Origin of the sequence: Taklimakanibacter albus (assembly GCF_016595235.1) — a bacterium.
GTDB lineage: Bacteria > Pseudomonadota > Alphaproteobacteria > Rhizobiales > Aestuariivirgaceae > Taklimakanibacter > Taklimakanibacter albus.
This window is the reverse complement of the sequence record NZ_JAENHL010000007.1, coordinates 142,896-168,848: the sequence shown is the minus strand read 5'-3', so window position 1 is coordinate 168,848 and position 25,953 is coordinate 142,896. Positions and strand designations below refer to the sequence as shown.

26 protein-coding genes are annotated in these 25,953 nt (G+C 63.4%); 5 read left to right on the top strand and 21 right to left on the bottom strand.

Annotated features, from left to right (window positions below):
* Position 1: 1 nt before the first annotated feature.
* The 4 genes from JHL16_RS12355 to JHL16_RS12340 form a co-directional block, all read right to left on the bottom strand.
* Positions 2-883, bottom strand: a complete 882-nt coding sequence (locus JHL16_RS12355) for a branched-chain amino acid ABC transporter permease (RefSeq protein ID WP_200185147.1) — start codon at positions 881-883, stop codon at positions 2-4.
* 62 nt (positions 884-945) lie between these two features.
* Entirely contained in the window at positions 946-1,683 is a 738-nt protein-coding gene (locus JHL16_RS12350; RefSeq protein WP_137859406.1) for an ABC transporter ATP-binding protein, read from the bottom strand.
* Between the two features lies 1 nt (position 1,684).
* The gene (locus tag JHL16_RS12345) at positions 1,685-2,452 is read right to left on the bottom strand and encodes an ABC transporter ATP-binding protein (RefSeq protein WP_200185146.1); all 768 of its coding nucleotides are present in this window, start codon (positions 2,450-2,452) and stop codon (positions 1,685-1,687) included.
* The gene (locus JHL16_RS12340; protein WP_200185145.1) at positions 2,449-3,732 is read right to left on the bottom strand and encodes an ABC transporter substrate-binding protein; all 1,284 of its coding nucleotides are present in this window, start codon (positions 3,730-3,732) and stop codon (positions 2,449-2,451) included. Before JHL16_RS12340 ends, JHL16_RS12345 begins: the two co-directional genes overlap by 4 nt.
* A gap of 269 nt (positions 3,733-4,001) precedes the next feature.
* On the opposite strand from JHL16_RS12340, the gene JHL16_RS12335 reads away from it, so the two are divergent.
* Entirely contained in the window at positions 4,002-4,973 is a 972-nt protein-coding gene (locus JHL16_RS12335) for a helix-turn-helix domain-containing protein (protein ID WP_200185144.1), read from the top strand.
* Here the strand turns inward: JHL16_RS12335 and JHL16_RS12330 are convergent.
* The 11 genes from JHL16_RS12330 to JHL16_RS12280 all read right to left on the bottom strand — a co-directional run bounded on the left by JHL16_RS12330 (position 4,970) and on the right by JHL16_RS12280 (position 16,349).
* Positions 4,970-6,925, bottom strand: coding sequence for a D-apionate lactonase family protein (locus JHL16_RS12330; RefSeq protein WP_200185143.1), 1,956 nt, complete (start codon positions 6,923-6,925; stop codon positions 4,970-4,972). The two genes, JHL16_RS12335 and JHL16_RS12330, sit on opposite strands and share 4 nt — an antisense overlap.
* Before the next feature lie 2 nt (positions 6,926-6,927).
* Positions 6,928-8,010 (bottom strand): ABC transporter ATP-binding protein, encoded by a 1,083-nt coding sequence (locus tag JHL16_RS12325; RefSeq protein WP_200185142.1) that lies wholly within the window; start codon positions 8,008-8,010, stop codon positions 6,928-6,930.
* An 11-nt stretch (positions 8,011-8,021) separates the two neighbouring features.
* Positions 8,022-8,846, bottom strand: a complete 825-nt coding sequence (locus JHL16_RS12320) for a carbohydrate ABC transporter permease (protein WP_200185141.1) — start codon at positions 8,844-8,846, stop codon at positions 8,022-8,024.
* Positions 8,843-9,751, bottom strand: a complete 909-nt coding sequence (locus tag JHL16_RS12315; protein ID WP_200185140.1) for a carbohydrate ABC transporter permease — start codon at positions 9,749-9,751, stop codon at positions 8,843-8,845. Before JHL16_RS12315 ends, JHL16_RS12320 begins: the two co-directional genes overlap by 4 nt.
* 178 nt (positions 9,752-9,929) lie before the next feature.
* Positions 9,930-11,594: an extracellular solute-binding protein gene (locus JHL16_RS12310; RefSeq protein WP_246770925.1), complete on the bottom strand. Its 1,665-nt coding sequence runs from the start codon at positions 11,592-11,594 to the stop codon at positions 9,930-9,932.
* Positions 11,595-11,677: 83 nt separating this feature from the next.
* Positions 11,678-12,733, bottom strand: coding sequence for an NAD(P)-dependent oxidoreductase (locus tag JHL16_RS12305; RefSeq protein ID WP_200185139.1), 1,056 nt, complete (start codon positions 12,731-12,733; stop codon positions 11,678-11,680).
* The gene (locus tag JHL16_RS12300; protein ID WP_200185138.1) at positions 12,730-13,518 is read right to left on the bottom strand and encodes an HpcH/HpaI aldolase family protein; all 789 of its coding nucleotides are present in this window, start codon (positions 13,516-13,518) and stop codon (positions 12,730-12,732) included. The genes JHL16_RS12305 and JHL16_RS12300 overlap by 4 nt, the downstream gene beginning before the upstream one ends.
* 16 nt (positions 13,519-13,534) lie before the next feature.
* Positions 13,535-13,843, bottom strand: a complete 309-nt coding sequence (locus JHL16_RS12295) for a putative quinol monooxygenase (RefSeq protein WP_200185137.1) — start codon at positions 13,841-13,843, stop codon at positions 13,535-13,537.
* The gene (gene nanR, locus JHL16_RS12290) at positions 13,840-14,577 is read right to left on the bottom strand and encodes a transcriptional regulator NanR (RefSeq protein ID WP_200185136.1); all 738 of its coding nucleotides are present in this window, start codon (positions 14,575-14,577) and stop codon (positions 13,840-13,842) included. Before nanR ends, JHL16_RS12295 begins: the two co-directional genes overlap by 4 nt.
* 126 nt (positions 14,578-14,703) lie before the next feature.
* Positions 14,704-15,438 (bottom strand): copper homeostasis protein CutC, encoded by a 735-nt coding sequence (locus JHL16_RS12285; RefSeq protein WP_200185135.1) that lies wholly within the window; start codon positions 15,436-15,438, stop codon positions 14,704-14,706.
* On the bottom strand, positions 15,435-16,349 hold the full coding sequence (locus JHL16_RS12280) for an ROK family protein (protein WP_200185134.1): 915 nt from the start codon (positions 16,347-16,349) through the stop codon (positions 15,435-15,437). Before JHL16_RS12280 ends, JHL16_RS12285 begins: the two co-directional genes overlap by 4 nt.
* Before the next feature lie 44 nt (positions 16,350-16,393).
* Between JHL16_RS12280 and JHL16_RS12275 the strand changes: the two genes are divergently transcribed.
* Positions 16,394-17,392: a LacI family DNA-binding transcriptional regulator gene (locus JHL16_RS12275; protein ID WP_200185133.1), complete on the top strand. Its 999-nt coding sequence runs from the start codon at positions 16,394-16,396 to the stop codon at positions 17,390-17,392.
* 4 nt (positions 17,393-17,396) lie between these two features.
* On the opposite strand, the gene JHL16_RS12270 is transcribed toward JHL16_RS12275, so the two are convergent.
* The 6 genes from JHL16_RS12270 to JHL16_RS12245 form a co-directional block, all read right to left on the bottom strand.
* Positions 17,397-18,188, bottom strand: a complete 792-nt coding sequence (locus JHL16_RS12270) for a transporter substrate-binding domain-containing protein (protein WP_200185132.1) — start codon at positions 18,186-18,188, stop codon at positions 17,397-17,399.
* A 13-nt stretch (positions 18,189-18,201) separates the two neighbouring features.
* Positions 18,202-19,119, bottom strand: coding sequence for an isoaspartyl peptidase/L-asparaginase (locus JHL16_RS12265; protein WP_200185131.1), 918 nt, complete (start codon positions 19,117-19,119; stop codon positions 18,202-18,204).
* Positions 19,120-19,125: 6 nt separating this feature from the next.
* Positions 19,126-19,860 carry an amino acid ABC transporter ATP-binding protein gene (locus JHL16_RS12260; protein WP_200185130.1) on the bottom strand — a complete coding sequence of 245 codons (735 nt, stop codon included), beginning with the start codon at positions 19,858-19,860 and terminating at the stop codon, positions 19,126-19,128.
* Between the two features lies 1 nt (position 19,861).
* Positions 19,862-20,533, bottom strand: a complete 672-nt coding sequence (locus JHL16_RS12255) for an amino acid ABC transporter permease (RefSeq protein WP_200185129.1) — start codon at positions 20,531-20,533, stop codon at positions 19,862-19,864.
* On the bottom strand, positions 20,533-21,204 hold the full coding sequence (locus JHL16_RS12250) for an amino acid ABC transporter permease (RefSeq protein WP_200185128.1): 672 nt from the start codon (positions 21,202-21,204) through the stop codon (positions 20,533-20,535). The genes JHL16_RS12255 and JHL16_RS12250 overlap by 1 nt, the downstream gene beginning before the upstream one ends.
* 78 nt (positions 21,205-21,282) lie before the next feature.
* The gene (locus JHL16_RS12245) at positions 21,283-21,957 is read right to left on the bottom strand and encodes a GntR family transcriptional regulator (RefSeq protein ID WP_246770924.1); all 675 of its coding nucleotides are present in this window, start codon (positions 21,955-21,957) and stop codon (positions 21,283-21,285) included.
* A 122-nt stretch (positions 21,958-22,079) separates the two neighbouring features.
* On the opposite strand from JHL16_RS12245, the gene JHL16_RS12240 reads away from it, so the two are divergent.
* From JHL16_RS12240 to JHL16_RS12230, 3 genes are all read left to right on the top strand, one after another.
* A complete protein-coding gene (locus JHL16_RS12240) occupies positions 22,080-23,144 on the top strand; it encodes an ABC transporter ATP-binding protein (RefSeq protein ID WP_137859427.1) in 1,065 nt (354 codons plus the stop codon).
* Positions 23,144-24,070: a ribokinase gene (rbsK, locus tag JHL16_RS12235; protein WP_200185126.1), complete on the top strand. Its 927-nt coding sequence runs from the start codon at positions 23,144-23,146 to the stop codon at positions 24,068-24,070. The genes JHL16_RS12240 and rbsK overlap by 1 nt, the downstream gene beginning before the upstream one ends.
* A gap of 131 nt (positions 24,071-24,201) precedes the next feature.
* Positions 24,202-25,839: an ABC transporter substrate-binding protein gene (locus tag JHL16_RS12230; RefSeq protein ID WP_210346046.1), complete on the top strand. Its 1,638-nt coding sequence runs from the start codon at positions 24,202-24,204 to the stop codon at positions 25,837-25,839.
* The last annotated feature ends 114 nt before the right edge of the window (positions 25,840-25,953 follow it).

The following is a 25,953-nucleotide window of genomic DNA, read 5'->3' as shown; positions in this document are numbered from 1 at the left end:
ATCAGGCCTCGCGCGCCTTGTCGAGGATGCCGGCAATGCCGCGCGGCCGGATCAGCAGGATCAGGATGATCAGCGCGAACTGGGTGATGAGCACATATTGACCGCCGAAAACGACGGACGTCATGGCTTCGTTGATGCCGAGCAAGGCTGCGGCGATCACCGCGCCGAAGACGCTGCCGAGCCCGCCGCAGAGCGCCACGCTCAGGCCTTTGACCATCGGCGTGATGCCACTGAAGGGACCGACATAATAGGTCTGCGAGAGCAGCACCGAGGCGAGGCCGGCAAGGCCGCCGGTCAATGCCATCACATAGAAGCCGGTGCGCCTGACCCCGATACCGACGATCGCGGCGGCATGCGGGTTCATCATCATGGCGCGGATCTCGAGGCCGCGCCGGCTCGAGCGCATCCACAGCAGAACCGCCGAGAGCAGCACCACGGAGGAAACCACCGCCCCGATCTTGTCGGCGGTCATCACCACGCCGAAGATCGACGTCTGCGAGGAGCCGAAGAGCGGCGGCAGGCTCTTGGCGCGTGGGCCGAAATACCACAGCAGCGCCTGGTTGCCGACCAGGCTCACGGCGAGCGTGGCGATCATGCCGCGCACGGTGAAATTGGGCTTGTCGTGGATGGGGATGAAAGCGAGGGCGCAGACCAGCATGCCGCCTATAGCGCCGGTCAAGATGCCGGCGCCCATGACGACGAAGCCGTTGGCGGAGATATATTGCGCCGCGAGCCAGGCGCCATAACCCGACAAAGCGAAGATGAAGCCATAGGCCATGTTGATGAGGCCGAGGCTCGACCAGGTGATCGAAATGCCGATGGCGAGCGTGCCGTAGATGCAGGCGAGCGTGATCGCATTGGCGATGACGAAGCTCCAGTTCATATCATCTCTCCAATGCGCATGATCCTGCCGGAAAACCGGTATCCACTTTTCCGGATCATGCGCTAATGCTCCCGCCTGGTCTGAAACGTGAGAGAAGCCGAAGCCTCGCCCTTCAATTTGCCGACATGCATGCCGATGACCCGGTCGACGCGGCCTTCGAGCAGAGCGACATTCTGCTCGGCGATGATCATGGCCGACTGGCCGAGCTCGACGCTCATCAGCGCGTCGAGGACGCCTTTGCCGATCTTGGGTGCGAGGCCCAGCGAAGGCTCGTCGACCAGGAAGAGCGAGGCTTCCGCCATCAGGCCGCGGCCGATCGACACCATGCGGCGCTCGCCACCCGAGAGGCGGCCGACCGCCGTCTTCATGAGCTTGCGGAGCGGCGGGAAGATCTTGAGCACGTGTTCCTTGCGCTCGGCCCGCTCGCGCCAGGCGCGCGGGGTGAAGGCGCCGCTGTCGAGATGCTCCTCGACGGTGAGGCCGGTGAAGATCTCATCACCCTGCGGGATCAGCGCCAGGCCCTGGCGGACGACCTGATGGGTGTAGCGGCCGGGCCCCTGGCTTCTGGTGCGGCCGACCTCGACGCCATTGAGCTTGATCGAGCCGCGCTGCCAGCCGGTGAGGCCGGCGATGCCCAAGAACAAGCTCGACTTGCCATGTCCGTTGAGGCCGACAAGGCCGACCCGCTCGCCCGAATAGACGATGAGATCGAGGTCGTGGATGACGCGCATCGGCCCATAGCCGGCCGACAGGCCTTTGACGTTCAGTACTTCCTTCTTCTGCGGCACGGCATGGTCCATCTTAAGCGGCCTCCTCGTCGAGGCTGCCTTCGACTACATTCTCGAAATAGGCGGCATGGACGCGCGGGTCGTTCAGCACGATATCGAGCGCACCTTCCGAGATCGTCTCGCCGGCATCCATGACCATCACGCGGTCGGCGATGGTCGCCAGAAGTTCGATGCGATGCTCGACAATGATGATCGCGACATTCATCTCCTTGGACAGGATGCGGATCAGGTCGTCGAACTCGTCGACCTCGGAATTGATGAGGCCGGCCGCCGGCTCATCCATCAGGATGAGGGGCGGGTGGCGCATCAGAAGGCAGGTCAGCAGCAATTTGCGCCGGTCGAGCGTGTCGAGGCGCGAGGCAGGCTTGTGGCTGTCGATCTTGAAACGCACCAGCTCGGCGCCCCATTCGGCGTGGTCGCCGGTGAGATAGGGCCTGTAGGCCTGGCGTGCCGCCTTCAGCACCTCGCCGACGGTCAGGTCTTCCGGAACCACCGGCGTCTGATAGGTGCGGCCGATGCCGAGCCTGGCGCGCTCATGCAGGCGCAAACGCGTGACATCCTTGCCCCTGAAGGTCACGGTGCCGGATTTGGGCGCGATGCGTCCCGACAGGACCTCGAAGAGGCTCGTCTTGCCGGCGCCATTCGGCCCGATGATGCCCAGCACCTCGCCCGGCCCGACGGCGAGTGAGATCTTTCGCAGGATCTCACGGCCGCCAAGGTCGAGGCTGATATCCGAGCAGGCGAAGAGCGGTTGCGACGCGCTCACTTGAGTCTTCGTCATGACCACCAGGGCGCGGGCCTGAGAGCCACTTCCTTCAGCGCATCGGGATAGATGATCTTGTGCTGCACGTCCTGGACCTGGAAGAACAGCTGGCCCATGCCCTTTTCCAGCTCGGTCGCGGTGACGTCATAACCATTGTCCGGGAAATGCGCGCATTCCTGGTATTTGTTGTTCATGTCCATGAAACCGCAGACGCCGCGATAGGAATTGACGCGGATCCAGTCGCAGACTTCCTTGAATTTCGACGGATCGCCGACCGCTTCCCAGGCGGCTTTCAGGAAATAGACCGTGTCATAGGAGTTGCCGGTGTAGCAAAGGCCCATGATGCCTGGGAAACGCTTCTGATATTTCTCGCGAAAGGCCTTGCCCTTTTCATCGGCATAGACGCCGAGCACGGTGCTCCACACGAAGCCTTCGGCTGCAGGCCCCGAGAGCTCCAGGAATTCCGGCTGCGAGGGGCCATATTGCAGATAGACGAGGGCGCCTTTGAGCGGATCGGCCTGATACTGCTTGACGAAAGCGGCATATTCGGCGGCGACCCAGTGGTCGATCATGACGGCGCCGGCGCCGGTCGCCTTGATGTCCTGAATGACCGGGCCCCAATCCTGCACGGGGTATTGAATGTCGGTGATCTTGGCGAGGGTGAACTCGCTCTTGGGCAGGGCCTCCTGCAGCGCCTTGGAGATCGTCTGGTTATAGGCGATCTGCTCCTGCACGATATGGACGCCATTGTTGAGCGGCTTCCACACGCCGGCATCGCGCATGTCTTTCAGGAAGGTCGGGAAGGTGTAGCCGTAATGGACTTCCGAGGGATCGGTCTGGAAGCAATGGCCGTATTTCTCCGGGTCTTTCGCGACTTCCTCGGTATAGTTGCGCTGTGTGACGCCCCACAGGAAGGGGCATTTGTATTTCGAGGACGCGTCTGCGGTGGGGATGGGCACCAGCGTGAAGGCGCAGCCGATCGCATGCACCTTGGCATCGACGAGCTTGCTGATGGCGATCTGGCAGCTTTCGGGCGAGAGCGGATCGACATCGACCACCACGAACTGGATCTCGCGGCCGAGCACACCGCCCGCGGCATTGATCTCTTCCATCGCGAGGGTGGCGCCATTGAGATAGTCCTGATGGTCGGCGACACCGGCCTGGGCGGTCTGCGCTGTCGGCAGGCCGATCAGAATGGGATCGGCGGCCAGCGCCGGGCGCCTCGATACGAAAGGCATCGCGACGGCGCCGGCGGCGATACCACCGACGATATGACGGCGATTGATGTGACGGATCATCCGGGCTCTCCCTCCAAATATCGTTGACGGATGCGTTCACGCATCTCGGCAGGGATGGGCTCAGGCCCAGACTGCGCTCCAACTATAGGAAGCTTCACCGGACCCGTCTTTCGCGCCAGTGCACAGTCATTTTCACCTGAAGGTACTGGGCACGACGTCCAACCCGCAGGCGACTTTGGTGGGAAGCCCTGAGCCTGCCTCTGGACTCGCCCCCACCTGTCCGTCACTATCGAGCCCGGATGTGGGTCATGGGAGGTGAGGGCTTTCCTATGAAGCTTGGCTTGCGTGCCTTTTCCACCGAGGAAGTCCCGGCTGCCGCCCGGCTCGCCGCTTGGCGGGATTTCATGAACCAGGTCTATTATTGCGTCGACGTGAAACCGCGCATCGATGGCGAGGTGCAGGGCGAGCTGCATGAGGCGGTGCTCGGGCCCATCGGCCTATCGAGCTTCAAGTCGAGCCAGCAGCGCGTCTTCCGCTATGCGGAGGCGGCCAAGGAAGATGGTGCCGAGAATTTCGTCTTCATCTTTCCACTCAAGCGCCAGCTCTATTTCGATCAGCGCGGACGCTCGGGTTTCATCGATCCGGGCGGCGTCGCGCTGCTCAATTCGTCGGAATATTATGAAGCGGCGTGCTCGGATGATTTCGAGAACCTGACCCTCAAGATTCCGTGCGCCATCCTGCGCGGACGCTTGCCGTCGATCGACACGCTCTGTGCGCGCGAAAACATCGCCAATGCGACGCTCTCCGCCACGATCGGGCAAATGGCGACGCGCCTGATGCGGCCGGACATGCCCTGGTCGCCCGAGGCGGCGGACCGTCTGTCGGAGCCGCTTCTCGACATGCTCTGCCTGATGCTGGAAACGGCGCAGCAGGCGGGACAGCAGGAATTCGAGGACCGGTCACTTGCCCATGTGATGTTCAAGCGCCTGAGCGCCTATATGAAGGAGCATCTGGGCGACGGCGAGCTCTCGCCGGCCAAGGTCGCCCAGGCGCATCGCATCTCGTTGCGCTATCTGTTCAAGCTGTTCAAGATGCATGGCACGACCTTCGGCCATGAGCTGATGGAGCTTCGCCTTCAGGAAGCACGCCGGCAGATCCTCACCGCCTATCGCACCGGCAACAGCCTGCAGCAGATCGCCTTCCTGTGCGGCTTCGCCAGCCAGTCGCATTTCTCGACGCGTTATCGCGAGCGCTTCGGCGAGTCGCCGCGCGAGTCACGCTGGTCGCAAACTTCAAGCTAGGGCGAAATGACCCGGCAGGTGGCATAGGCGTCGAGCGTAAGCCGCGACGTTTCCACCTTGCCCCTGCTTCTGTCCAGGAATTCTACCTTGTCCGCCGCCTGGATGAAGCGGTGCTCATCCAGGACCATCTTGCGCCCACCCTTGAACATGGCGCCGATATCGACGGTGACGGTCTCACCGGTGAGATTGGCGAGCCATAATTCGGTTTTGCCATCCGGGCGCCGTGCCGCCAAAGCCTGAACGTCGCGCGGCCGGCTGATCTCGAGGCCGAGAAGATCATTGCCGGCAAGCCGCGCCAGCCCGCGCAGGACGTGGAAGACGGGATAGAGGCCCTTGCTCGTGTCGTACCAGGCCTGCGGCCATGCGCTCTTGCTGTAGAGTGCGCCAAACGGACCGGTCAGCCCGCCAAGCGCAATGGCGCTGGCGCCGCCCCGCGCGAAATGGGCGAAATAAGCCAAGGCCCAGGCGGCGCCGATCAGGCCGCGCTGGCGCGGATCATTGCGGTTCATCGCCTGGCGCACATCATTGGGATTGGCCTGTGGCGCTGCGCCATAAGGATTGAAGCGCATGCCGATGGCGCTGGGACCCACCGCGAAAGGCTTGCCGCCGCTGAGGGCCCGGACACTCTTGGCCATCGCCGGCAGCGCCTCTAGTCCCTCAGTCACCGAACGGTCGTCGCTCGCATGAACGAGGGCGGAGTTGGTGAAGGAGATGAAATCGGCCTGTCCGGCGGGCGGGCGCTTGCGATTGATCTCGGTGAAATAGCTCATCATGCCGCCACCGATACGGCTACGGGGAAACAGGCGGCGGGCGAGCCGGTAGATGTCCGCCAGCGGCGGGCAGGGTGGCCAGGGGCCTGTCGGCTGCGTGCTCTTCATGTCTGAAGCGGACGACAGGAATACAGCTTTGAAGGGCGGCTTGAGCCGCGAGACCTGTTTGGCGAGGCCGGCGATCTCCTTCTCAAAGCCTTCGACCTTGGTGACGACGGCTTCGAGCCAGGCATCCGCCTTGAGCGCCTTCGCAACCTTGAGCATCGCGCTCAGCGACTTCTGATCGTGGCCGAGGCGCGTATCGTAGTGGCAAATGACATACACCGGCTTTATCTGGCCCAGAAGCGTCACCGCCTTGGCGGCCGAGGCGGCATCTTCCGGCGCGAGGCCGACACCCAGCGGCGGGACGGCGCCCAGCCACTTGCCCACCCGTATGGTGACGGGCTTTGCCTTGGCATTGGCCTCAGGCGCTTCGCCGTCGAGGCGCAGCGATACTTTCTGCTTGAGCTTCTCGCCCTTCTTCAGCTCATAGGGCCAGGGCTTCGCCAGCGGGCGCACATAGGTCTTGTAGGAGGCATCCATCCAGTTGCGCTGGTCCTCCATTTCATAGACATCGCCTTCCATGCGGCAGACGACGCGGGCGCCCGGTGCAAATTCATGCGTGATGGCGCGCATATTCATGATCGGCTGGGCCGGCGAGATGAGATCGGGGAAGCTCGTGTCGACCTTCTTGCCGTCCGCCGTCTCGACCCAGGCGGGCCTCCCCGCGACGCCGGCGATCGGGTGCAGCACGACGAAGCCGGTGCGGTTGGTGACGAAGTCGGTCGCCGCCTTGCCCTCGGCCATGAAATCGATGCTGCCATCGGCGGCACCGGTGATCCTGGCCGAGTAGCGGAAGGACTGGTCCTCGTCCTTCGTCTCGGCGTCATAGCTGATGGCGAAGCTGTCGCCGTTCTCCTCGACCAGCAGGTTGGAGAGGAGCGGCGTGTAGGTCGCCCAATTCCTGTCACGGACGATGAAGGAGATGGCGCGGATCATTTCGATGCCGCCATAGCGGATATACCGCAGATTGCCGGTCTCGAATTCGACGCTGAGGGCGCCCGCCGTCACGATGCGTGGCGGCTCGACCGCTTCGTCGGTGCCGAACAGCCGCACGGCGCGTGATGGCTGCTTGTCGGTCATGATTATCTCCCCAGGACGTTCCCGTTTTCGGGGGCAATCAATAGGAAATGAGCGAGGTCCAGGGCAATGGCTATTTCATCGCCGGGCTTGCCGGCATCATGGGCGTCGAGCTCGGCCATGACCGGTTCGCCGCCGATCGTGAAGGTCACATAGGTGCGGGCACCCGTTGGCTGAACGAGATCGACGGTGCTTTTGATATGGGGGGATCCGGTCATCGGCGCGCGATCGATATGCTGCGGCCTGATCCCGAATATGACCGGCTTGCCGGCATGGGCGGCGTAACGCTGCGCATCCACCGCCGGGAGTTTAAGTGTCTGACCGTCGGCGAAGACTATGCCGGCGTTCTCCAGCCTGGCCTTGATGAAGTTGATCTTGGGCGAGCCCAGGAAACCCGCGACGAACCGCGTCCTGGGCTTCTCGTAAAGCTCGAGCGGCGTACCCGACTGCTCGATCTGGCCGGCATTCATGAGCACGATCCGGTCGGCGAGCGTCATCGCCTCGATCTGGTCATGCGTCACATAGATCATGGTGGCGCCGAGCTCCTGGTGCAGGCGCTTGATCTCGCTGCGCATCTCGTCGCGCAGTTGCGCATCGAGGTTCGAGAGGGGCTCGTCGAAAAGGAAGATCTGCGGGTTGCGCACGATGGCGCGGCCGATGGCGACACGCTGGCGCTGGCCGCCCGACAGCTGGCGTGGCAGGCGGTCGAGAAGCTGGTCGATATTCAGCATCTTCGCGGCACGCTTGACCCGGGTCTCGATCTCCGGCCTGGGGAAATTGCGGGCGCGCAGGCCAAAGCCGATATTCTGGGCGACGGTCATGTGGGGATAAAGCGCATAATCCTGGAAGACCATGGCGACGTCGCGGTCGCGCGGACGTGTGTCGTTCACCACCTTGCCGCCGATCTCGATCGTGCCTTCGCTCGCCTGCTCGAGCCCCGCTACGGTGCGCAGCAATGTGGATTTGCCGCAGCCGGAGGGGCCGACCAGGACGGTGAACTCACCGTCGGCGATGGCGAGGTCGATGCCCTTCACGACATGCACCGCCCCGAAATGCTTGTGCAGACCCTTGATGGTGACGTGAGCCATGTCGTTCCTTTCTAGCCGCGCACGGCGCCAAGGGTCAGCCCGCGCACCAGGTGGCGCTGGACGAGAATGCCGAGAATGATGGATGGCACCAGCGAGACCATCGCGAGGGCGCTCGCCTCGCCATACTGGGCGCCCTGGAAGCCGAGAAAGGCGCGGAACACGGTCGGCAGAGTGAAAGCGGTCTGGCTGGTCAGGATCAGCGCGAAGAAAAATTCTGTCCAGCAGGCGATAAAGGCGAAGACGGCGGCGGCGACGATGCCGGGCATTGCGAGCGGAATCGCGACCCGCCACAGGGACTGCCAGCGCGTGCAGCCATCGACGAGGGCAGCTTCCTCGAGCGATTTCGGCATCTGGCGGAAATAGGCGAACATCATCCACACGGTCACCGGCAAGGTGAAGACCGTATAAGCAATGATCAGGCCGAAATGCGTGTCATGCAGGCCGACCGCGCGATAGATCAGGAATATCGGCAGCACGATGGCGATGGGCGGCAGGAAGCGCTGCGACAGGACCCAAAAGGAGAGATGCTGACCGCCGGTATTGAAGCGGGCGAGGCTGTAGGCCATCAGCGTGCCGAGCACCGTCGAAAGCAGCGTCGCGGCGGCTGAGATAATCACGCTGTTGATGAGGCCGTCGAGGCCGCGATAAGCGAAGAGGGCCGCCGTATAATGCAGCATCGTCGGCTCGGCCGGGAACCAGACGGGCGGCACCGCCAGATAGTCATCGCTCGGTTTGATCGAGGTGATGAACATCCAATAGAGCGGCACGAAGGTGAAGAGCAGGAAAAACCCCAGGAGCAGCGTGCGGGCGATATTGGCGCGGGTGATGAGGCTCATGTCGGTTCCGCCTTGAGCAGGCGCCGCACCAGGAAGGTGATCAGGATGGCGGTGATGACGAGGAACATCCAGGCGCCGGCGGTCGCTTCCGAGAGGTGGAACTGGGTGAAGCCCAGCGTGTAGAGATAGAATGAGCTCGAATAGGTGTTGGTGCCGGGACCACCGCCGGTCATCACGAAGATCGTGTCGAACAGGCGCACCGCATCGAGGATGCGGAAGGTGATGGCGAGCATGATCATCGGGCCGAGCTGCGGCAAGGTGATCCACCAGAAAGCGCGCCAGCCATCGACACCGTCGAGCTCGGCCGCCTCATAGAGATTGGGCGGAATGGCGGTGAGGCCGGCGAGCAGGATCACGAACATGAAAGGTGTCCACTGCCAGACATCGGCAAGGACAAGGGCGATGAAGTTCCACGGCGCCTGGGTCAGCCAGCCGATGGTCACCTCAAATCCAAGAATTTGGCTCAGCACGTAATTGGTCGGACCGAAAGGCCGCTGCAGCAGCAGAGCCCAGGCCTGGCCGACGATCACCGGGCTGATGAAGAGTGGAATGATCAGCAGCGACATGATGAGGCCGCGGCCGCGGAAGCTCTTGACCATGGCCAGCGCCAGCGCGAGGCCGAGCAGAAATTCGATGGTCACATTGATGGTAGAAAGCAGGATCGTCACCCACAGCGACCAGCGCGCCACCGGATCGGCAAGTACGCGGGTAAAGTTGCGCAGGCCGACGAAGCCATGACCGGGGACGGTGAAGTCGTAATTGACGAACAGCACCCAGACCGAGAAGAGCAGGGGATAGACCGACAGCGCCAGGATGAGGAGCACGGCCGGCGCGACCAGCAGCCATTTGAAATGCCGGTCGCTCCATTCGGAGAGCGCGTCGAAGCGGGTGGCGGGAGCGGACATCGGAAACACCCTAGGCGTTACCCTCGCCCCCACCGGGGGAGAGGGAGGGACCCAATGCGTAGCATTGGGAGGGTGAGGGGGAACTGACGGTGAAGTTTCTTCGCATTTGAAGTCAACTCTTCCACTGGTTCCCCCTCACCCTAGCCCTCTCCCCCGGTGGGGGAAGAGGGATTTACCGTCAGAGCTTCACCGCGAGCCCCAGTTTCTCGACCGTATTGTCGGCCGAAGCACCAGGCAGCTTCTTGAACTCGGTGTAGAAGGCTTTCTGCTGGTCGACACCGAGGCGGTCGGTCGTCTGGTCCCATTCGGCGGCTGCGGTTTCAAGCGCCGCTTTGGGATCGGTGCCGGCCCAGACCGATGTGCACATGCGGTCGAGGCTCAGGAAATAATCCTGGGCACCCGGCATGATGATGTCGAGCAGGCCGACATTGGCGGAGTTGTTGAGGTTGATCAGATATTCCTTGGCGCTCGGGAACAGCTCGCCATAGAGATCCGACTTGAAATGCGACAGGCGGTAGGGGTCGCGCAGCGCATAAGGCAGCATCACGCGGGCGAGCGACACCGGCGGCGAGGTCACCCACTGCATGAAGAGATAAGCGGCCTCGGCATTCTTCGAGTCGGCCGACAGCGCCTTGTTGTAACCCGTCGCATGCTCGGGATTGCCCGGCACCACGGCATAACCGACCTTGCCCGCGATCGAGGACTGCGGGATGAAGTTGATCGCCTTGGCGCTTTGCGAATAGTTCGCCGCCATGCGCCCGGTCGGCGGCCATGAATAGATCATCGCCACTTTGCCCTGCAGGAACGCCGCCCATAGCGAGACGGCATCGAGCTCGTTATTGCCCGGGATCGAGGCCGCATTCGCCGCCAGCATGTTGGTCAGCGTCTTCATGCCGGCATCGGAATTGAGGCCGGCCTTCATGTCGTCGCTGAACAGGATGCCTCCATTGGCGCGGTATTGCTGCAGGAAGTCGAACTGGTTGCCGGGGCTGCCGGCTTTGCGGAAATGGCCGGCGCCATAGACATTGGGCGCCAGATTGTCGGTGATGAACTGGGCGACTTGCGCATAGTCCTCCCAGGTCTTGGGCGGCTCGAGCGCCTTCGAGAATTTGGCCTGATAGGCCTCCTTCAGCTTCGCGTCCTCGAAGATGTCCTTGCGATAATAAAGCGCGAACATGTCGCCATCATCGAAGAAGCCCCAGATCTTGCCCTTATAGGTGGGCAGCGCCTTGTAGAGCGGATGCACGTCGTCGAGATCCGCCTGGTTCATGTATTTGGCGATGTAATCGTCGAGCGGCGCGATCACGCCGCCATCGGCCAGTGACGGCGTCCAGGCGGGCGAGATGTCGAGCACGTCGTAGGCGCCGGAGCCGGCGATATGCTCGGCGACGGCCTTCGAATACTGGTCAGGATTAGACAGCTCGACGACATTCGACTTGATGCCGGTGAGCTGCTCCCAGACGGGGCCTGAGAAATTGCGCGGATCGAGCGCCTGCAGACCCGCTTCATAGGTCATGTTGAGGGTGGCGCCGGTAAACTGCTTGGCGGCCTGCGCGGCGCGATAGGCCGAGCCGTCGGCCGGTCCCTCGGTCGAGGCCTTCATCGCCGCGGCCTGCGCCTTGCCGAGTGGCGATGCCGGGTCGGCCAGATCGACGGCGGCCTGCGCCAGGGCATTCTCGGCCCAGGGGCTCAATATCCCGCCGGATGTGGCGAGAAGGCCGGTCATCAGGCCGAATTTCTTGATGAAGCTGCGGCGGGTGTTCTCGCCCTTGAGCCAGGCGTCGATCTCGGCATTGAGACCGGCTTGGAAATCACGCTTCTCACGGTCATTCATGGTCGTCATTCCTCCCAGTTGTTTGTCAGTCTGCACGTGACAGTCACCGGCTTCTGTCGGCCGGAGTCAGTTCTTGGAAACGACTCTTCTTGTCATTGGCCTCCGAACCTGCTGGCGAAAGCGGAAAGGCGCCTTTGCCAGTCGGGGTGCTTCAGCACATCCTTGTTGACGATGCCGCGCGGCTCGCGGCCATGCTGGACTTCGAGCACGGCCTTCACATCGGCGGCGCCGTTGCCGGCGAAGCACTGGTCGGTCCAGCACAAAGCATGCGGCGCCAGGATGACGTTATCGAGCTTGAGGATCGGATCGTCGGGATCTGGCGGCTCCTGCTCCAGCACGTCGAGGCCGGCGCCGGCGATGCGGCGCTCCTGGAGCGCTTTGGTCAGTGCCTCCTGGTCGACGATGGGGCCACGCGCGGTGTTGATGAAATACGCTGTGGGTTTCATCAAAGCGAGGCGTTCGGCATTGACCAGGTGATGTGTCTCGGCGCTCAACGGACAGCTCACCGACACGACGTCGGAGCGGCAGAACACATCCTCGAGCGAGACGAGCTCGATGCCCAACTCGGCCGCCATCTTCTTGTCGGCAAAGGGATCATGGGCGATGAACTTCATGTCGAAAGGCTTCGCCATGCGGAACATCTCGGCGCCGATATTGCCGATGCCGATCGAGCCCAGCGTGCGGCCAACCAGGCCGACACCCATATGATCCGAGCGTTTGGCGAAGCCCGCCGCGGCTTCGCGCGTGAGCCCGTCCTTGATCAGGAGCTTGCCGGTCAATGCCAGGATGAAGGTGATGATCGAGACGGCTACCGGTCGGCGCACGCCGTCGGGCGTGATCACCAGGGCTATTCCCGCCTTGCTGCAGGCCGGCACGTCGACCGTGTCATAGCCGACACCGAAGCGCGCGACGACGGCGAGCCGGCCCGATTTCGGCACACTGTCGGCGGTGAAACGATGGGCAAGTAGGATGAGCGCGTCGAAATCCTCGAGCTGGTCGGCGCGCAAGGGATTGGCGGGCTCGAGGAATACCATCTCGACATTGGGCGCGTTCTTCAGGAGCGCCAGGTCGAAATCGGGATAGGTCGGTGATCCGTCGGCTTTCCTGAAGTCGCCGGAGAGGGCTACGCGGAAGGGCGCCGCCATCATGACCTCCGTTTGCCGCAGCCGGCACGCAGCTTCTTGATGCCGTCCTCGATCGCGGCATGGAGCAGCCAGACATCGCCCGAGTAGCAGACGAAGTCGAAACCCTGCTTGTTGATCGCGATGCCGGTCTCGACATTGGGCACGAGGCGGCCCAGGGCTTTCTTGTGCTTCTTGGTGGCGGCGATGGTGCGCTCGATGGCGCGCTTGAAATCCTTGTGCTCGAACTGGCCGGGAATGCCGAGTGACACTGACAGGTCGAAATGGCCGACCCAGAGACAATCGACGCCGTCGATCGCCGCCATAGCGTCAGCATTTTCGACACCTTCCACCGTCTCGATCTGGCAGAAGAGGGTGGTGCGGTCGTTGGCGGTGGTGAATTTGTCGGCGACGGCGCCCGGCCGGTAACGGTCATGCGCCACCTGCAGCGCCACGCCGCGTTTGCCTTGCGGGTGGTATTTCATCGAATTCACGATGTGGCGCACTTCGTCGACATTGCCGACCATCGGCAGCATGAGGCCTTCGGCGCCCATATCCATGGCGCGGGCGATGTGGTGATATTCGCGCGACGGCACCCGCACGATGGCGGGAAGATCGGCGGCCTCGAAATAACGCAGCGCGCTCTTCACCGTCTCGAAGCCGAAGCCCGAATGCTCGAGATCGAACAGAGTGAAGTCACAGCCCGCCGACTTCATGATGTGGCCGATGCCGGGCGTGGCGAATTCCACGATGAAATGCCCGAATTTCGGCGCTTTGGTCTTCGACATGGCCTTGAGGCCGGAAACACTCATCGAATTCCTCCCAGTATTATTCTTTCGATCCTTCGCAGGCGAGGTCGCCGGCGATCACGGTCTTCTTGGTGACGAGGTGGTTGCTTGCCGCTTCGAAGGCGGCGAGATGCGGTGTCTTCAGATGCGCCTCGAAGGCGGCACGGTCGTCATAGATCTCGTAGAGAACGATACGGTCGGGATCGTCCCTGGGCTCGACGACATCGAACTGGCGGCAGCCCGGCTCGGCGCGGCACGAGGCCTTCGCATTGGCGTCGATGGCGCGACGGAACTCGGCCTTGCTCCCCGGCTTCAGCAGGAAATCGACCAGGATGACATAACCGCTCATGTATCGGACTCCATCGCTTCCCAGAACACATTGGCGACATGGGCGAGGTGGTCGCGCATGGCCTTTTCGGCACGGTCCGGATCGCGCGCGGCGATCGCCTCATAGATGGCCTTGTGGGCCTGATAGGCCTGCTCGGCGGTGCCTTTGCGGCCGCGCCAGTTCAGGGTGATGTGGCGCTGCTGCACCAGCCATTCGGCGATGGCCGCATGAATGGCGGGGAAGATCGGGTTGCGCGGGATGACCGCCAGGACATAGTGGAAGGCGACGTCGGTCTTCTCGAAGCGCGGCAAATCGTCGAGCGCCGCGCGGTTGATCTCGAGGGCGGCATGCAATTGCTCGATATCCTCGGCCGTCGCATGGGCGGCGGCATGGCGGGCGAGACCCACCTCGAAGAACAAGCGCGCGTTCTGGAAGTCGCGCACCCCGTCGGTTGCCGAGAGCATATGCTTGGCCACGCCCGACAGCGCCTCGACGACGACTTCCGGGGTGGGGCGGATGACCAAGGCGCGTTCGCCCGAGCGCAATTCGACCAGGCCCATATTGCGCAAATGGATGAGCGCCTCGCGGATTGCCGGGCGGCCGACGCCGAATTCCCGCATGAGGTCCCGCTCGGACGGCAGCAGGTCACCGATGTCATAGGTCTTGTCGATGATGCGGGCTTCGAGGCGCGCCGAGACCTGCTCATAGAGCTTTTGGGGCCGTATGGGTCGGTTCTCAGCTGGTATACCTGTCATACCAGCTACGTTATCCCACTTTCAAAGGACGTCAAGCACCCAAAGCGGGTTGTCCCCCGCCGCTGCGCGCTGCGAGGGAAAAGTGAATCGAAATAATTGCTTAGAGTCGGAGGCTGAGATTTTGATTCAGCTGGAGGGGTTGCTTAATGCGCCCTTGAAGGCCGCGACCATGTCCGCGCTGGTGCGCCGATGGCTGCGCTCCGCAAGATGCAACTCGACAGCCCGCTGATCCGGCGTGGCGCGTGGAAGTGAGCAGGAGCTGTGGACTTCCATAACCGGGACGGCCTTCAGCAGCTCGCCGGCATTCTCAGCCGTCAGGCCGCCGCCGGGCATGACGGAGATGCGTCCGCGCGCCATGGCGTGTATAGACCGCAGGGCCGGAATGCCCTCGGGCACCGACCGGGCGCCGCCCGATGTCAGGATGCGTTCGATGCCGAGCCCGATCGCGGTTTCGATCGCCGGGGCAAAATCCGGCACGAGGTCGAAGGCGCGATGCAAGGTGAGGCCCAATCCCTGGGCATGATCGCGCAGGTGCTGCAGCATATCCTCATCGAGCGTCCCGTCCCGCCGCGAGGCGCCGATGACAGCGCCCGCCAGGCCGGCGCCGCTTATGGCATCGATATCGGCGCGCATGACGTCGAGCTCATCGGACGAAAAGACGAAGTCGCCACTTCTCGGGCGCACCATGGCATAGACCGGTATCGGCGCCTGGGCGGCAAGCCGCATCAGGCCGGGAGCAGGGGTGAGGCCGCCCAGCTCGAGGGCCGAGCAGAGCTCGATGCGATCGGCGCCGCCGGCGATTGCCGCGGCAAGGCTTTCGGCGTCCGCGACGCAGACTTCGAGCAAGGGGGTGTTCGTCATGTCCGCTCCGCAAATCCCAGCAGCGCCACGCCGACGAGGCCGGGATTCAATGTGATGAGTTCGCCCGGCACCACGAGCGGCGTGTCGAGCCGGCGCATGATGCGGCGGCGCACTTCCTGATCGAGCCTCGCGATGAAGCGCGGCTCACGCGCAAGCCCGCCGCCCACCGGCACCTTGCCGGGGCCGACGATATTGACCGCGACCGCGAGCGGGCCGGCGAGAAGCTCGATCTGACAGGCGATGGTGCGTTCCGCTTCAGGATCGCCGGCAAGCCATGCCGCCATGATGGCGGTGCTCGGCAGGTCGATGCCATGGAGATGGCGGTGCAGAACCTCGGTGCCGCGGGCGCCGCCCACCGTATTGACGCAGCCTTTCAGCCCGCAGCCGCAGGTGAAATGCGGAATAGCGACGGGCGGCGAGCCTGCCTCTGTCGCGGCGATGGGACCATGTCCCCATTCACCCGCATAGCCGCCGGGACCGGTGATGATGCGGCCGTCGATGACGAGGCCGCCGCCGACGCCGCTGCCGAGGATCGCGCCGAAGACGATGGGATGGCCGCGCCCGGCGCCCGCCAGCGCCTCGGCGAGCGCGAAGCAGTCGGCGTCATTGGCGATGTGCACCGGCCGCGCGAGCCGCGCCGTGATCTCGGCGGCCAGATGACGTCCGTCGACGCATGGGATGTTGGCGCATTGGATGCGGCCGGTATCAGGATCGACGACGCCGGTGATGGCGATGGCGACCGGAGCGTCATCGGGGGCAGGGGCCGCGCCGACCATGTCGGTAATGACCGACAGGAAGGCGTCGAAATCATGCGGCGGCGTGGGCCGGTCGCCGAGCGGGACCAGCGTCGTCGGGTTCGCGGCGAAGGCGCCTTTGATCGCCGAACCGCCAATATCAAAGCAGATAATCATTCTAGCCTATCGATTCGAATTCCATGGCGGATTAGAACAGAAGAATGAGTGAAAGGCAGCGGGCGACCCCGACGATCCAGGATGTGGCCGATCTCGCGGGGGTTTCCCGTGCGGTCGCGTCGCGGGCACTTTCGGCCGAGAAACGCCCCGTTTCGCCCGACAAGCGCGAGCGGGTGCTGAAAGCAGCGCAAGAGCTCGGTTTCCGCATCAATCTCCTGGCGCAGAGCCTCACCACCAAGACGGTCAATCTCATCGCCGTCGTCGTCAATCATATCCACGATCTTTCCGATCTCGATCTCTTCGATCTTCTCCTGGCCGAGACGCAGGCGATCGGCAAGCAGGTCATCCTCATCCGTGTCGGCTCGAACGATCGGGCCGAGGAATTCCTGCGCCAAGGCATTGCCTATCATGTCGATGCCGCTCTGGTGTTTTCGGACTTCGCCGATGCGGTGACGGTCCGGCAGATGTTCCGTTCCGACCTCGTGGTCATGCTCAACGGCCGGCATGACCGGCAGTCGCCGGCGGTCATTGCCGATGAGGCGCAAGGCATCGGCGAAGCGGTGGCGGATGCGGCCGGCAAAGGTGTCGCGACCGCGGGGCTCGTCACCGGCCGCGCCTCCTCGCTGGTCGAACAGGCCCGTGTCACGTCCTATCGCCAGGCCTTCGAGCGGCATGGCATCAAGCTCGTCAACAGCGTCCAGGGCGACTACTCCTATTCCAGCGGCCATGACGCGGCGAAGAGCTTTGCCGGTAGCGATTGTCCCGATGCGGTCTTCTGCACCTCGGACGCCATGGCGATGGGCATTCTCGATGCCTGCCGCGCCGATTTTCCCGGCAACCGGCCGCGGCGCTTCCGGCTCTACGGCTTCGACAATCTGTCGCTGCTCGATTTCGATGCCTATCCGATCGCGTCGATCGGCTATGACAAGCTGGCCTATGTGCGGCACGTGATGCGGTTTCTCAGCACACCAGATGCCTTCACGCCGGGCCAGAAGCCCACAGCCATACCGACGCGATTCATTTCTCGTTCAACGGCTGGTTAAGCCGTTACCAAAGCGGTGTGAGCGCCGGCGGGTTGGCGGTCTCGCCCCACCACTTCTTGTAATTGGCCTCGTAAGCGCCCGACTGGATGTAGTCGGACACGAACATATCGATCCAGCGCACGAATTCGGGATCGCCCTTGGCGACGGCGATGCCGATCGGGTCGTTGGAATAAAGGCCGGGCAACGTTACCAGCTCGGGGTTCTTGGTGGCGAGATAGTCGAGCAGGGACGAATCCTCGATCGCCGCGTCGACACGTTTCTGCGTCAGCTGCAGGACGCCATCGGGCGCGAACTGGTCGACATAAACAAGCTCGGCGGTCGGAACCGCCTTCTTGATGAAGGTCTCGCCGGTGGTGCCGCGGCCGACCACGATCTTCTTTCCGGCGAGGTCCTCCAGCTTGGCGATGCCGGAGCCCTTCTGCACGATGACGCGCAGACCGGCCCGGTTATAGGGGATGGAGAAATTGACGGTCTTGGCGCGCTCGAGGGTCGCCGAGGTGTTGGCGACGACGATGTCGAGCTGGCCCGACACCAGCATCGAGATACGAGCATCGCCCGAAACGTCGGTGAACTCGACCGGCACGCCGAGCTTTTCGGCAAGACGGGTGGCAACATCGACGTCATAGCCGACGGGGTTGTTCTGAGCGTCGCGGAAGCCAATCGGCTCGCCACCCAGCGAGACACCGATACGTACGGTGCCGCGCGAGCGGATGTCGTCGATGGCGCCGGCCAGGGCGGAACTCGCCAGGCCGGCGACGAGCGCCAACGCGGCAAAGGCAGTCATCAGTCTTTTCATCTTCACTCCTCCTCTAGAAAGTCTTGGCAACACGCAATTCCGGCTCGGCCATGTTGTCCTGCCAGAGCCAGTAGCGGATCTCTTCCCCACACTGGAAATTCGCGACCTCATGATTGCCGCGTGAATCGACGGCGTGGATCACCACGCCACCGAGAAAGCCCCCGGACAGCTCGGCGAGTTCGTCGACCGCGAGCTTCACCGCATCGCTCAAGCTGCGACCGAGCTTCATGGCGAGCACGATGCTGCGCGCGGTCGAACAACGCATGGTCATCTCACCCGTATGAGTGCAGGCGGCCGCGCCATACCGGCTGTCGGCATAGAAGCCGGCGCCGGGAATGGGACTGTCGCCCAGGCGGCCCGGGTATTTCCAGGCCCAGCCCGAGGTCGACGTGGCGACATGGATGCCATGCTCGGCATCGGCGTTGAGGAAAACCGTCGTGTCGCGCACCCGCTCGGGATCGGTGATGGTGCGGCTCAAGGGCGCGAGCGGAATGTCGGGGAATTTCGCCAGCGCCTCAGGCGGCAGTTCTTTCTCGAGGCGTTCCCACCAGACGCGTTTGCTGTCGGGAAACATCACATCGTCGAGCGAGAAGCCGATCTCGCTGGCGAAGCGGCGGGCACCGTCGCCGGTCAGCATCACATGCGGCAGGCGTTTCATCACCTCATGCGCGAGCCTGACCGTCTGGATGGTGTTGGGGACCGCGCCGACCGTTCCCACTTCGCGCGTATTGCCGTCCATGACGCCGGCGTCGCATTCCATGACGCCCAGCATATTGGGCCAGCCGCCATAACCGACACTGCGGACGCGGGGATCGGCCTCGACCATGCTGATGCCGTTGACCAGCGCGGTCAGGCTGTCGGCGCCCGTCTTCAGCATATCGACCGTGGTCGGAAATCCGGGCCAGGCTTCGGCATTGGCAATCAACAACATGGACAGTCAGTCTTTCTTCATCTTGGAAAGGAATTGGGCGATGCGCGGCTGGGCGAGGCCGCCGGAGGCAGCGAAGAACTCTTCCGTCGGCAAGTCGACCAGCAGCACGCCTTTGTCGAGAAACACGATGCGGTTGGAGATCTGGCGGGCGAACTCGACCTCGTGGGTGACGAAGAGCATCGTCGTGCCTTCGCGCGCGAGCTTGGCCAGGATGGCCAGCACTTCGGCGGTCATTTCGGGATCGAGCGCGCTGGTCACCTCGTCGAGCAGCAGATAACGCGGCTTCATCGCCAGCGCCCGGCAGATGCCGACACGCTGGCGCTGGCCGCCGGAGAGATGCGCTGGATAGGCATCCACCTTGTCGGAGAGGCCGACTGAGGCGAGAAGGGCCCGCGCTTCCTGCTCGACTTCGGCGCGTGGCCGTTTCAGCACCTCGACCGGCGCCAGCGCAATATTCTGCAGCGTCGTCATATGCGGGTAGAGGTTGAAGAGCTGGAAGACGGTGGCCGAGCGTTTCCGCGCCTCGGCGAGCTCCTTCGGTTTTGCGACATCGAAGTCGTCGATGGCGATGCGGCCGCCATTGAGCTTCTCGAGCCCGTTGATGCAGCGGATGAGGGTCGACTTGCCGGAGCCCGAGGAGCCCAGGATCGACACCACTTCACCCGGCGAGACGGTGAGATTGACGCCGTCCAGAACGGTTGCGGCGCCGAAGGCTTTCTTGACGTTTTCGACTTTCAGCATTCTAGAGGCCTCGGAATTCGCTGAAGCGGCGCAAGCGCGTTTCGTAACGCGCGCCCACAGCGGCGATGAGCTTGGCGGTGAGGTAATAAAGGAGGCCGACCACCGCCCAGACGATGAAGGGCTTCAGCGTGCGCAGATTGAGCGTGGCGCCGATCTTGGCGAGATCCATGACACCGATGACCGAGATGAGCGAGGTCACCTGGAGCTGGTTGACGAGGAGTGCCGTCAGCGGGCCGATGGAGAAGGCGGCCGCCTGAGGCGCGATCACATGGCGCAGGATCTGCCAGCGGCTCAAGCCGAAGGCGCGCGCCGCGTCGATCTGCTCGCGCCCGACCGACTCGATGGCCGAGACGGCGATCACATAGATGAAGGCGGCGGTATTGGCGGAGAGCGTCACGACAGCCGCCTGGACCGGTGTGACGTTCAGATGGAAGAAAGCCGGAAAGCCGAAGAAGACGAGGAAGAGCTGAACCAGGACCGGCGAGTTCTTGAGAAGCTCGGCGATGAAGGTGATGAGCGGCGTGAGAAGCGGAATGCGATAGAAGCGGACGACGCCCCAGAGGACGCCGATCACCAGACCGATAAGCGAGGTGACGAGGAAGAGACCGATGGTGACCCCGAGGCCTTGCGCCAGCAGCAGCAGATCATAGGTCGTGAAATCGCTGTAGCGCATCAGGCGGCCTCGCTGGCGAGGTCGCGGTTGAGATGCTTGTGCAGATGGGAGATGCCGATCGAGACGAGCCAGGTCAAAGCTGCATAGACGACGAGCAGCACCGCATAGACTTCGAAGGGCCGGAACGTGTCGGAGGCGACGATCTTGGCTTGGCCGGTGAGCTCATTGACCGTGATGGTCGACAGGATGGAGGAGGTGAGGATCATATTGATCAGCACCGAGCCCAAGGGACGGACGGAAGTGCGCAGGGCGATGGGCAGCACGATGCGGGTGAAGGTGATGCGTTTCGACAGGCCGCTCACCTCAGCCGCTTCGAGAATGCCGTTGTCGATGGCGAGAATGCCGGAGCGGATCGCATCCGACGCATAGGCGCCGCCGGCGATCGACAGCGCAATCACGCCGGTGGTGATGGCGTCGATATAGATGCCGATCTCGGGCAGGCCGTAATAGAAAAAGAACAGCTGGACGATGAAGGGGATGTTGCGGAAGACATCGACATAGATGAAGGCGAGCCGGCGGATCCAGGCCGTCTGCGAGGTGCGGGCGATGGCGACCAGCATGCCGAGAACGACCGCGCCCGCCAGCGACAGCAGGCAGATCACTGCCGTCAGCACGGCCCCTTGGCCCAGAAAGCCCAGATACGGGCCGAGAATGGTGAGATCGAACTGCAAGCTCCCCCGGAACCCTGTAGAGTGAAACCGGTTTCACTTTGTGGCGGGAGGCGAGGGATGTCAAGGTTCGATGTGAGGCTAGGTGGTCGCCTGCTGGCGTTCGCGCAGGAGGCTGACCAACGCCTCGCCGGCGGTGAGGATGTGCTGGCGGAGCAGCTTGGCCGCCTTCTTCACATTGCCCGCCCGGCATTCGGTGACGATCTCGAGATGCTCCTTCTCGGCCCGGGCGCGCCCGTCGGTGTAATAGAGCTGCATGCGGGTGAAGCGGTCGGTGCTTTTGAGCAACTGGTCGGCGGTGGCGAGCATGCGCGGGCTCTGGGCGCGGCGATAGAGCAGGGCATGGAGCTCGGTGTTGAGCGCCCCCCAGCGGCCGGGATTATGGGTGCGCAACTCGTCGCTATATTCGCGCAAGATCGCGTCGAGCTCGGCATAGTCTGCGTCGGTCAGATGCGGAGCCGACTTCTCGAGCAGTGCCGGTTCGAGAAGGGCGCGGAACTCGAACAATTCCTCGACCTCCTCGGGCGAGAAACCGGCGACGACGGCGCCTTTATGGGCCTCGAGCTGCACCAGGCCCTCGGCTTCGAGCAGGATGAGCGCCTCGCGGAAGGGAATGCGGCTGATGCCCAATTCTTCGGCCAAAACCGCCTGGCGCAACTGCATGCCGGCCGGATAGTCGCCCTCCAGGATCCGCCGGCGCAACTCGTCGGCGGCGGCCGTGGCGCGCGTCGGCGGCACTATCATTCGCTTGATCATGGTTCCTGCCATCGTGATTCGAGAAGTGTAGCCTCTTTGCCGGACAATTGGCATCCGCGCTGGACCCTGCCGGAAAGATGCAATAACGTCCCGGTCCAGAAAACAAATCGGGAGGAATTCTCATGGCTTCAGTTGACGTCGTGGACGTGCGCAAGGCCTATGGCTCGCAAGAGGTCATTCACGGCGTGTCGATCGGCATCAAGGACGGCGAATTCGTCATCCTGGTCGGCCCCTCGGGCTGCGGAAAGTCGACGCTGCTTCGCATGATCGCCGGTCTCGAGCCAATCACTTCGGGCGATATCCGCATCGGCGAGAAGGTGGTCAACGACCTGCCGCCCAAGGACCGCGACATCGCCATGGTGTTCCAGTCCTATGCGCTTTATCCGCACAAGACGGTGGCCGAGAATATGGGCTTCGCGCTCAAGATGCGCCATGCGCCCAAGGCCGAGATCGAGAGCCGGGTGCGCCGGGCCGCGGAGATCCTCGACCTCGTGCCTTACCTCTCGCGCTATCCGCGTCAGCTGTCGGGCGGCCAGCGCCAGCGCGTCGCCATGGGCCGCGCCATCGTGCGCGATCCCAAGGTGTTCCTGTTCGACGAGCCGCTGTCCAATCTCGACGCCAAACTGCGCGTCCAGATGCGCGCCGAGATCAAGGAGCTGCATCAACGCCTCAAGACCACGACCGTTTATGTGACGCATGATCAGGTCGAGGCCATGACCATGGCCGACCGCATCGTGGTGATGCATGACGGCATCGTCGAGCAGTCGGGCTCGCCGCTCGAGCTCTATGACCGGCCGAACAATATCTTCGTCGCGGGCTTCATCGGCTCGCCGGCGATGAACCTCCTCAAAGGCAAGATCAAGCTCAACGGCAAGGCCTCCTTCGTCACCGAGGACGGCATCGATTTGCCGCTCACCTCGGCCCCGCAAGGCTCCGATGGGCGCCCGGCGATCTATGGCATCCGGCCTGAGCATTTTGCGCTCGGCGGTGAGGCCGTGAAAGCCGAGGTCTCGGTGCTCGAGCCGACCGGATCGGAGACCCAGGTCTTCGCCAAGGTCGGCGCGCAGAAGATCGTCGGCGTGTTCCGCGAGCGCATCTCGGCCAAGCCCGGCGAAGCGCTGCCGATGGCGCCCGATCCGAAGCTCGTCCATCTCTTCGACAAAGAGACAGGCCTCAGGCTCAACTGATGAGCGGACGTCGGGGCGTCGCCATTCTCGGCATCTTCGTCGCCGATCTGGCGTTTCGCGCCGGGCGGCTGCCCGGCATCGGCGAGACCATTGCCGGTTCCGGCTTCAAGATGGGGCCGGGCGGCAAAGGCTCGAACCAGGCCGTGGCCGCCGCGCGTGTCGGCGCCAAGGTCACCTTCATCTCCAAGATCGGGCGCGATGAATTCGGCGCCAATGCGCTGGCGACCTGGAAGAAGGAAGGCATCACGCCGCGCGTCGTCGAGATGGACGACCAGCCGACCGGCGCCGCCTTCATCTATGTCAACGACACGAATGGCGACAATGCCATCATCGTCGTGCCGGGCGCGGCGGCGACGATTACGGCTGCCGATGTCGATGCCGCCGCCGACGCCATCCGCAACGCGGCGGTCTTCATCACGCAGCTCGAGCAGCCGGTCGCCGCGGCCAAACGCGGCCTCGCGATCGCCAGAGAGGCGGGCGCCGTCACCATCTTCAATCCGGCGCCGGCGGAACGCTTCGACGATGCGCTCTATGGGCTCTGCGACTATGTCACGCCGAATGAAAGCGAAGCGACGCTGCTGACCGGCATCGAGGTCAAGACGGTCGATGATGCGCGCAAGGCCGGTGACATCTTCCTCAAGAATGGCGCCGGCACCGCGCTCATCACGCTGGGCGAAGCGGGGGCACTCCTGCATTCGAAGACGCAATCCACGCTCGTGCCGGCTTTCAAGGCAGGCCCCGTGGTCGAGACGACAGGGGCGGGGGATGCCTTCAATGGCGGTTTCGCCGCGGCGCTCGCCGAAGGCGCCGCACCCCTCGAGGCGGCGCGCTTCGGCGCGGCGGTGGCCGGGATATCGGTGACCCGGGCGGGTACGGCGCCCTCCATGCCGACACGATCGGAAGTCGACGCCCTGTTGAAACGCTGAAGCCCGATTGACAGCTTTCCCGGCTGCGCATACTAACATGTTAGCAATGGCCGGCATCGAACCGGCCAAACGGAATCAGGAAACTACGTCCGCAAAGGGAGGAAGAACACGTGAATATCAACCAGCATGACATGCTTTTGGCCATGCAGGCCAATCGCCGTACCGTCCTGAAAGGCGCTGCCGCGATTTCAGCGCTCGCCGCCACCGGCGGTCTCACCGCTTTCGCGCCGGAAGCCTCGGCACAGTCCGATCTGCGCAAGGAGCTCCTGCAGATTCCAGGCGTGGGCAAAGGCTCGCCGACCGATGCCGACTGGCAGAAGGTCGGTGAATTGTGCCTCGGCGCCACCAAGGCCAATGTCAAGGAAGGCGAGTTCAAGGGCGTCGAGCTGACCTTCATGGGGCTCAACAACCAGAACCTGCACAATCTCCTGTTCCGCGGCTTCCTCAAGCCGTGGGAGACCTATACCGGCGCCAAGATCAACTGGATCGACCTCGCCCAGGCCGACTACAATGCGCGCCTGCAGCAGTCGATCGCGACCGGCACGGTCGATTTCGACATCGTCGAGATGGGCGCTCCTTTCGAGGGCGATGTCTGCGGCAAGGGCCTCGCTTCCGAGATGCCCGACTGGGTCAAGACGCAGATCGAGATGGACGACTATGTCGGATACCTCAAGGCGCCGGTCGGCACCTGGGGCGGCAAGACCTACCGCATCTCGATCGACGGCGACTGCCACACCTTCAACTACCGCACCGACGTCTTCTCCGATCCCGAGCTCGCCAAAGCGTGGAAGGACGAGGGCCATCAGGGCGACTGGGCCGTGCCCACCACCTGGCAGAAGGTGCAGGAAGTCACCAAGTTCCTGAAAGGCAAGAAGGCCGCCGGCCAGGATGCCTATGGCTATCTCGATCCCGCCAAGGGCTGGGGTGGCTTCGGCTTCTACTTCCTCGAAAGCCGCACCACGGCTTATGCCAAGCATCCCGACGACAAGGCCTGGCTCTTCGATGTCGATACGATGAAGCCGCGCGTCAACAACCCGGCCTTCGTGCGCGCCATCCAGGACGTGATCGACGCGCTGCCGTCGGAACCGGCGGACCAGCTCAATGCCGATCCGGGCACGACGGCGTTCCAGCAGTTCCTCGCCGGCACGGGCTCGATGCTTGCCTGGTGGGGCGATGTCGGCTCGATGGCCAAGACCAGCGACGGCTCGGTGATCGGCGACACGGTCGCGTTCTCGATCCTCCCCGGTTCGGACGATGTCTACAACGCCAAGACCGGCCAGTGGGACAAGCTCGCCTCGGGCCCGAATTTCGCGCCCAACATGGCCTATATCGGCTGGGGCGTTTACGTCATGGCGCGCGTCGACAGCGATCCGGTGAAGCAGAAGGCGGCGTGGAGTGCGGCGGCGCATCTCGGCGGCAAGGATCTGTCGCTGTGGACGGCCGCCTATCCGTCGGGCTTCCAGCCCTATCGCAACAGCCATTTCAACATTCCGGAATGGGTGGCGGCGGGTTATGACGAAGCCTTCATCACGTCCTATCTGAAGTCGCAGTCGGATTCCTACAATCATCCGAATGCGGCGATCGAGCCGCGTATTCCCGGCATCTTCCAGTATTACAGCGTCGCGGAAGACGAGCTCGCCAAGATCTATGCCGGCGGCTCCACGGCGCAGGCCGGCGCCGATGCGATCGCCGCCGCCTGGGAGAAGATCACCGACCAGATCGGCCGCGAGAACCAGATCAAGCTCTACAAGGCCTCGCTCGGCCTCTAGCTCTCGCATTTGACACATATCATCCTGGTGGCGCAGCCTGCGTCACCAGGATTCTTGTTTCTGTACGGATGTCCTCGCTGTCATGAACACCGCGCTGCCTCAGACCGCCGGCAA

What these genes read in the sequence shown, in the direction of transcription:
- JHL16_RS12285 (WP_200185135.1), bottom strand. Translation starts at nt 15,438, where the DNA reads ATGACGAACACCCCCTTGCTCGAAGTCTGCGTCGCGGACGCCGAAAGC.
- JHL16_RS12300 (WP_200185138.1), bottom strand. Translation starts at nt 13,518, where the DNA reads ATGAGTGTTTCCGGCCTCAAGGCCATGTCGAAGACCAAAGCGCCGAAA.
- rbsK (WP_200185126.1), top strand. Translation starts at nt 23,144, where the DNA reads ATGAGCGGACGTCGGGGCGTCGCCATTCTCGGCATCTTCGTCGCCGAT.
- JHL16_RS12335 (WP_200185144.1), top strand. Translation starts at nt 4,002, where the DNA reads ATGAAGCTTGGCTTGCGTGCCTTTTCCACCGAGGAAGTCCCGGCTGCC.
- JHL16_RS12270 (WP_200185132.1), bottom strand. Translation starts at nt 18,188, where the DNA reads ATGAAAAGACTGATGACTGCCTTTGCCGCGTTGGCGCTCGTCGCCGGC.
- JHL16_RS12230 (WP_210346046.1), top strand. Translation starts at nt 24,202, where the DNA reads ATGCTTTTGGCCATGCAGGCCAATCGCCGTACCGTCCTGAAAGGCGCT.
- JHL16_RS12355 (WP_200185147.1), bottom strand. Translation starts at nt 883, where the DNA reads ATGAACTGGAGCTTCGTCATCGCCAATGCGATCACGCTCGCCTGCATC.
- nanR (WP_200185136.1), bottom strand. Translation starts at nt 14,577, where the DNA reads ATGACAGGTATACCAGCTGAGAACCGACCCATACGGCCCCAAAAGCTC.
- JHL16_RS12245 (WP_246770924.1), bottom strand. Translation starts at nt 21,957, where the DNA reads ATGATCAAGCGAATGATAGTGCCGCCGACGCGCGCCACGGCCGCCGCC.
- JHL16_RS12310 (WP_246770925.1), bottom strand. Translation starts at nt 11,594, where the DNA reads ATGACGACCATGAATGACCGTGAGAAGCGTGATTTCCAAGCCGGTCTC.
- JHL16_RS12275 (WP_200185133.1), top strand. Translation starts at nt 16,394, where the DNA reads ATGAGTGAAAGGCAGCGGGCGACCCCGACGATCCAGGATGTGGCCGAT.
- JHL16_RS12280 (WP_200185134.1), bottom strand. Translation starts at nt 16,349, where the DNA reads ATGATTATCTGCTTTGATATTGGCGGTTCGGCGATCAAAGGCGCCTTC.
- JHL16_RS12330 (WP_200185143.1), bottom strand. Translation starts at nt 6,925, where the DNA reads ATGACCGACAAGCAGCCATCACGCGCCGTGCGGCTGTTCGGCACCGAC.
- JHL16_RS12340 (WP_200185145.1), bottom strand. Translation starts at nt 3,732, where the DNA reads ATGATCCGTCACATCAATCGCCGTCATATCGTCGGTGGTATCGCCGCC.
- JHL16_RS12265 (WP_200185131.1), bottom strand. Translation starts at nt 19,119, where the DNA reads ATGTTGTTGATTGCCAATGCCGAAGCCTGGCCCGGATTTCCGACCACG.
- JHL16_RS12260 (WP_200185130.1), bottom strand. Translation starts at nt 19,860, where the DNA reads ATGCTGAAAGTCGAAAACGTCAAGAAAGCCTTCGGCGCCGCAACCGTT.
- JHL16_RS12240 (WP_137859427.1), top strand. Translation starts at nt 22,080, where the DNA reads ATGGCTTCAGTTGACGTCGTGGACGTGCGCAAGGCCTATGGCTCGCAA.
- JHL16_RS12315 (WP_200185140.1), bottom strand. Translation starts at nt 9,751, where the DNA reads ATGTCCGCTCCCGCCACCCGCTTCGACGCGCTCTCCGAATGGAGCGAC.
- JHL16_RS12345 (WP_200185146.1), bottom strand. Translation starts at nt 2,452, where the DNA reads ATGACGAAGACTCAAGTGAGCGCGTCGCAACCGCTCTTCGCCTGCTCG.
- JHL16_RS12305 (WP_200185139.1), bottom strand. Translation starts at nt 12,733, where the DNA reads ATGATGGCGGCGCCCTTCCGCGTAGCCCTCTCCGGCGACTTCAGGAAA.
- JHL16_RS12350 (WP_137859406.1), bottom strand. Translation starts at nt 1,683, where the DNA reads ATGGACCATGCCGTGCCGCAGAAGAAGGAAGTACTGAACGTCAAAGGC.
- JHL16_RS12255 (WP_200185129.1), bottom strand. Translation starts at nt 20,533, where the DNA reads ATGCGCTACAGCGATTTCACGACCTATGATCTGCTGCTGCTGGCGCAA.
- JHL16_RS12325 (WP_200185142.1), bottom strand. Translation starts at nt 8,010, where the DNA reads ATGGCTCACGTCACCATCAAGGGTCTGCACAAGCATTTCGGGGCGGTG.
- JHL16_RS12320 (WP_200185141.1), bottom strand. Translation starts at nt 8,846, where the DNA reads ATGAGCCTCATCACCCGCGCCAATATCGCCCGCACGCTGCTCCTGGGG.
- JHL16_RS12295 (WP_200185137.1), bottom strand. Translation starts at nt 13,843, where the DNA reads ATGAGCGGTTATGTCATCCTGGTCGATTTCCTGCTGAAGCCGGGGAGC.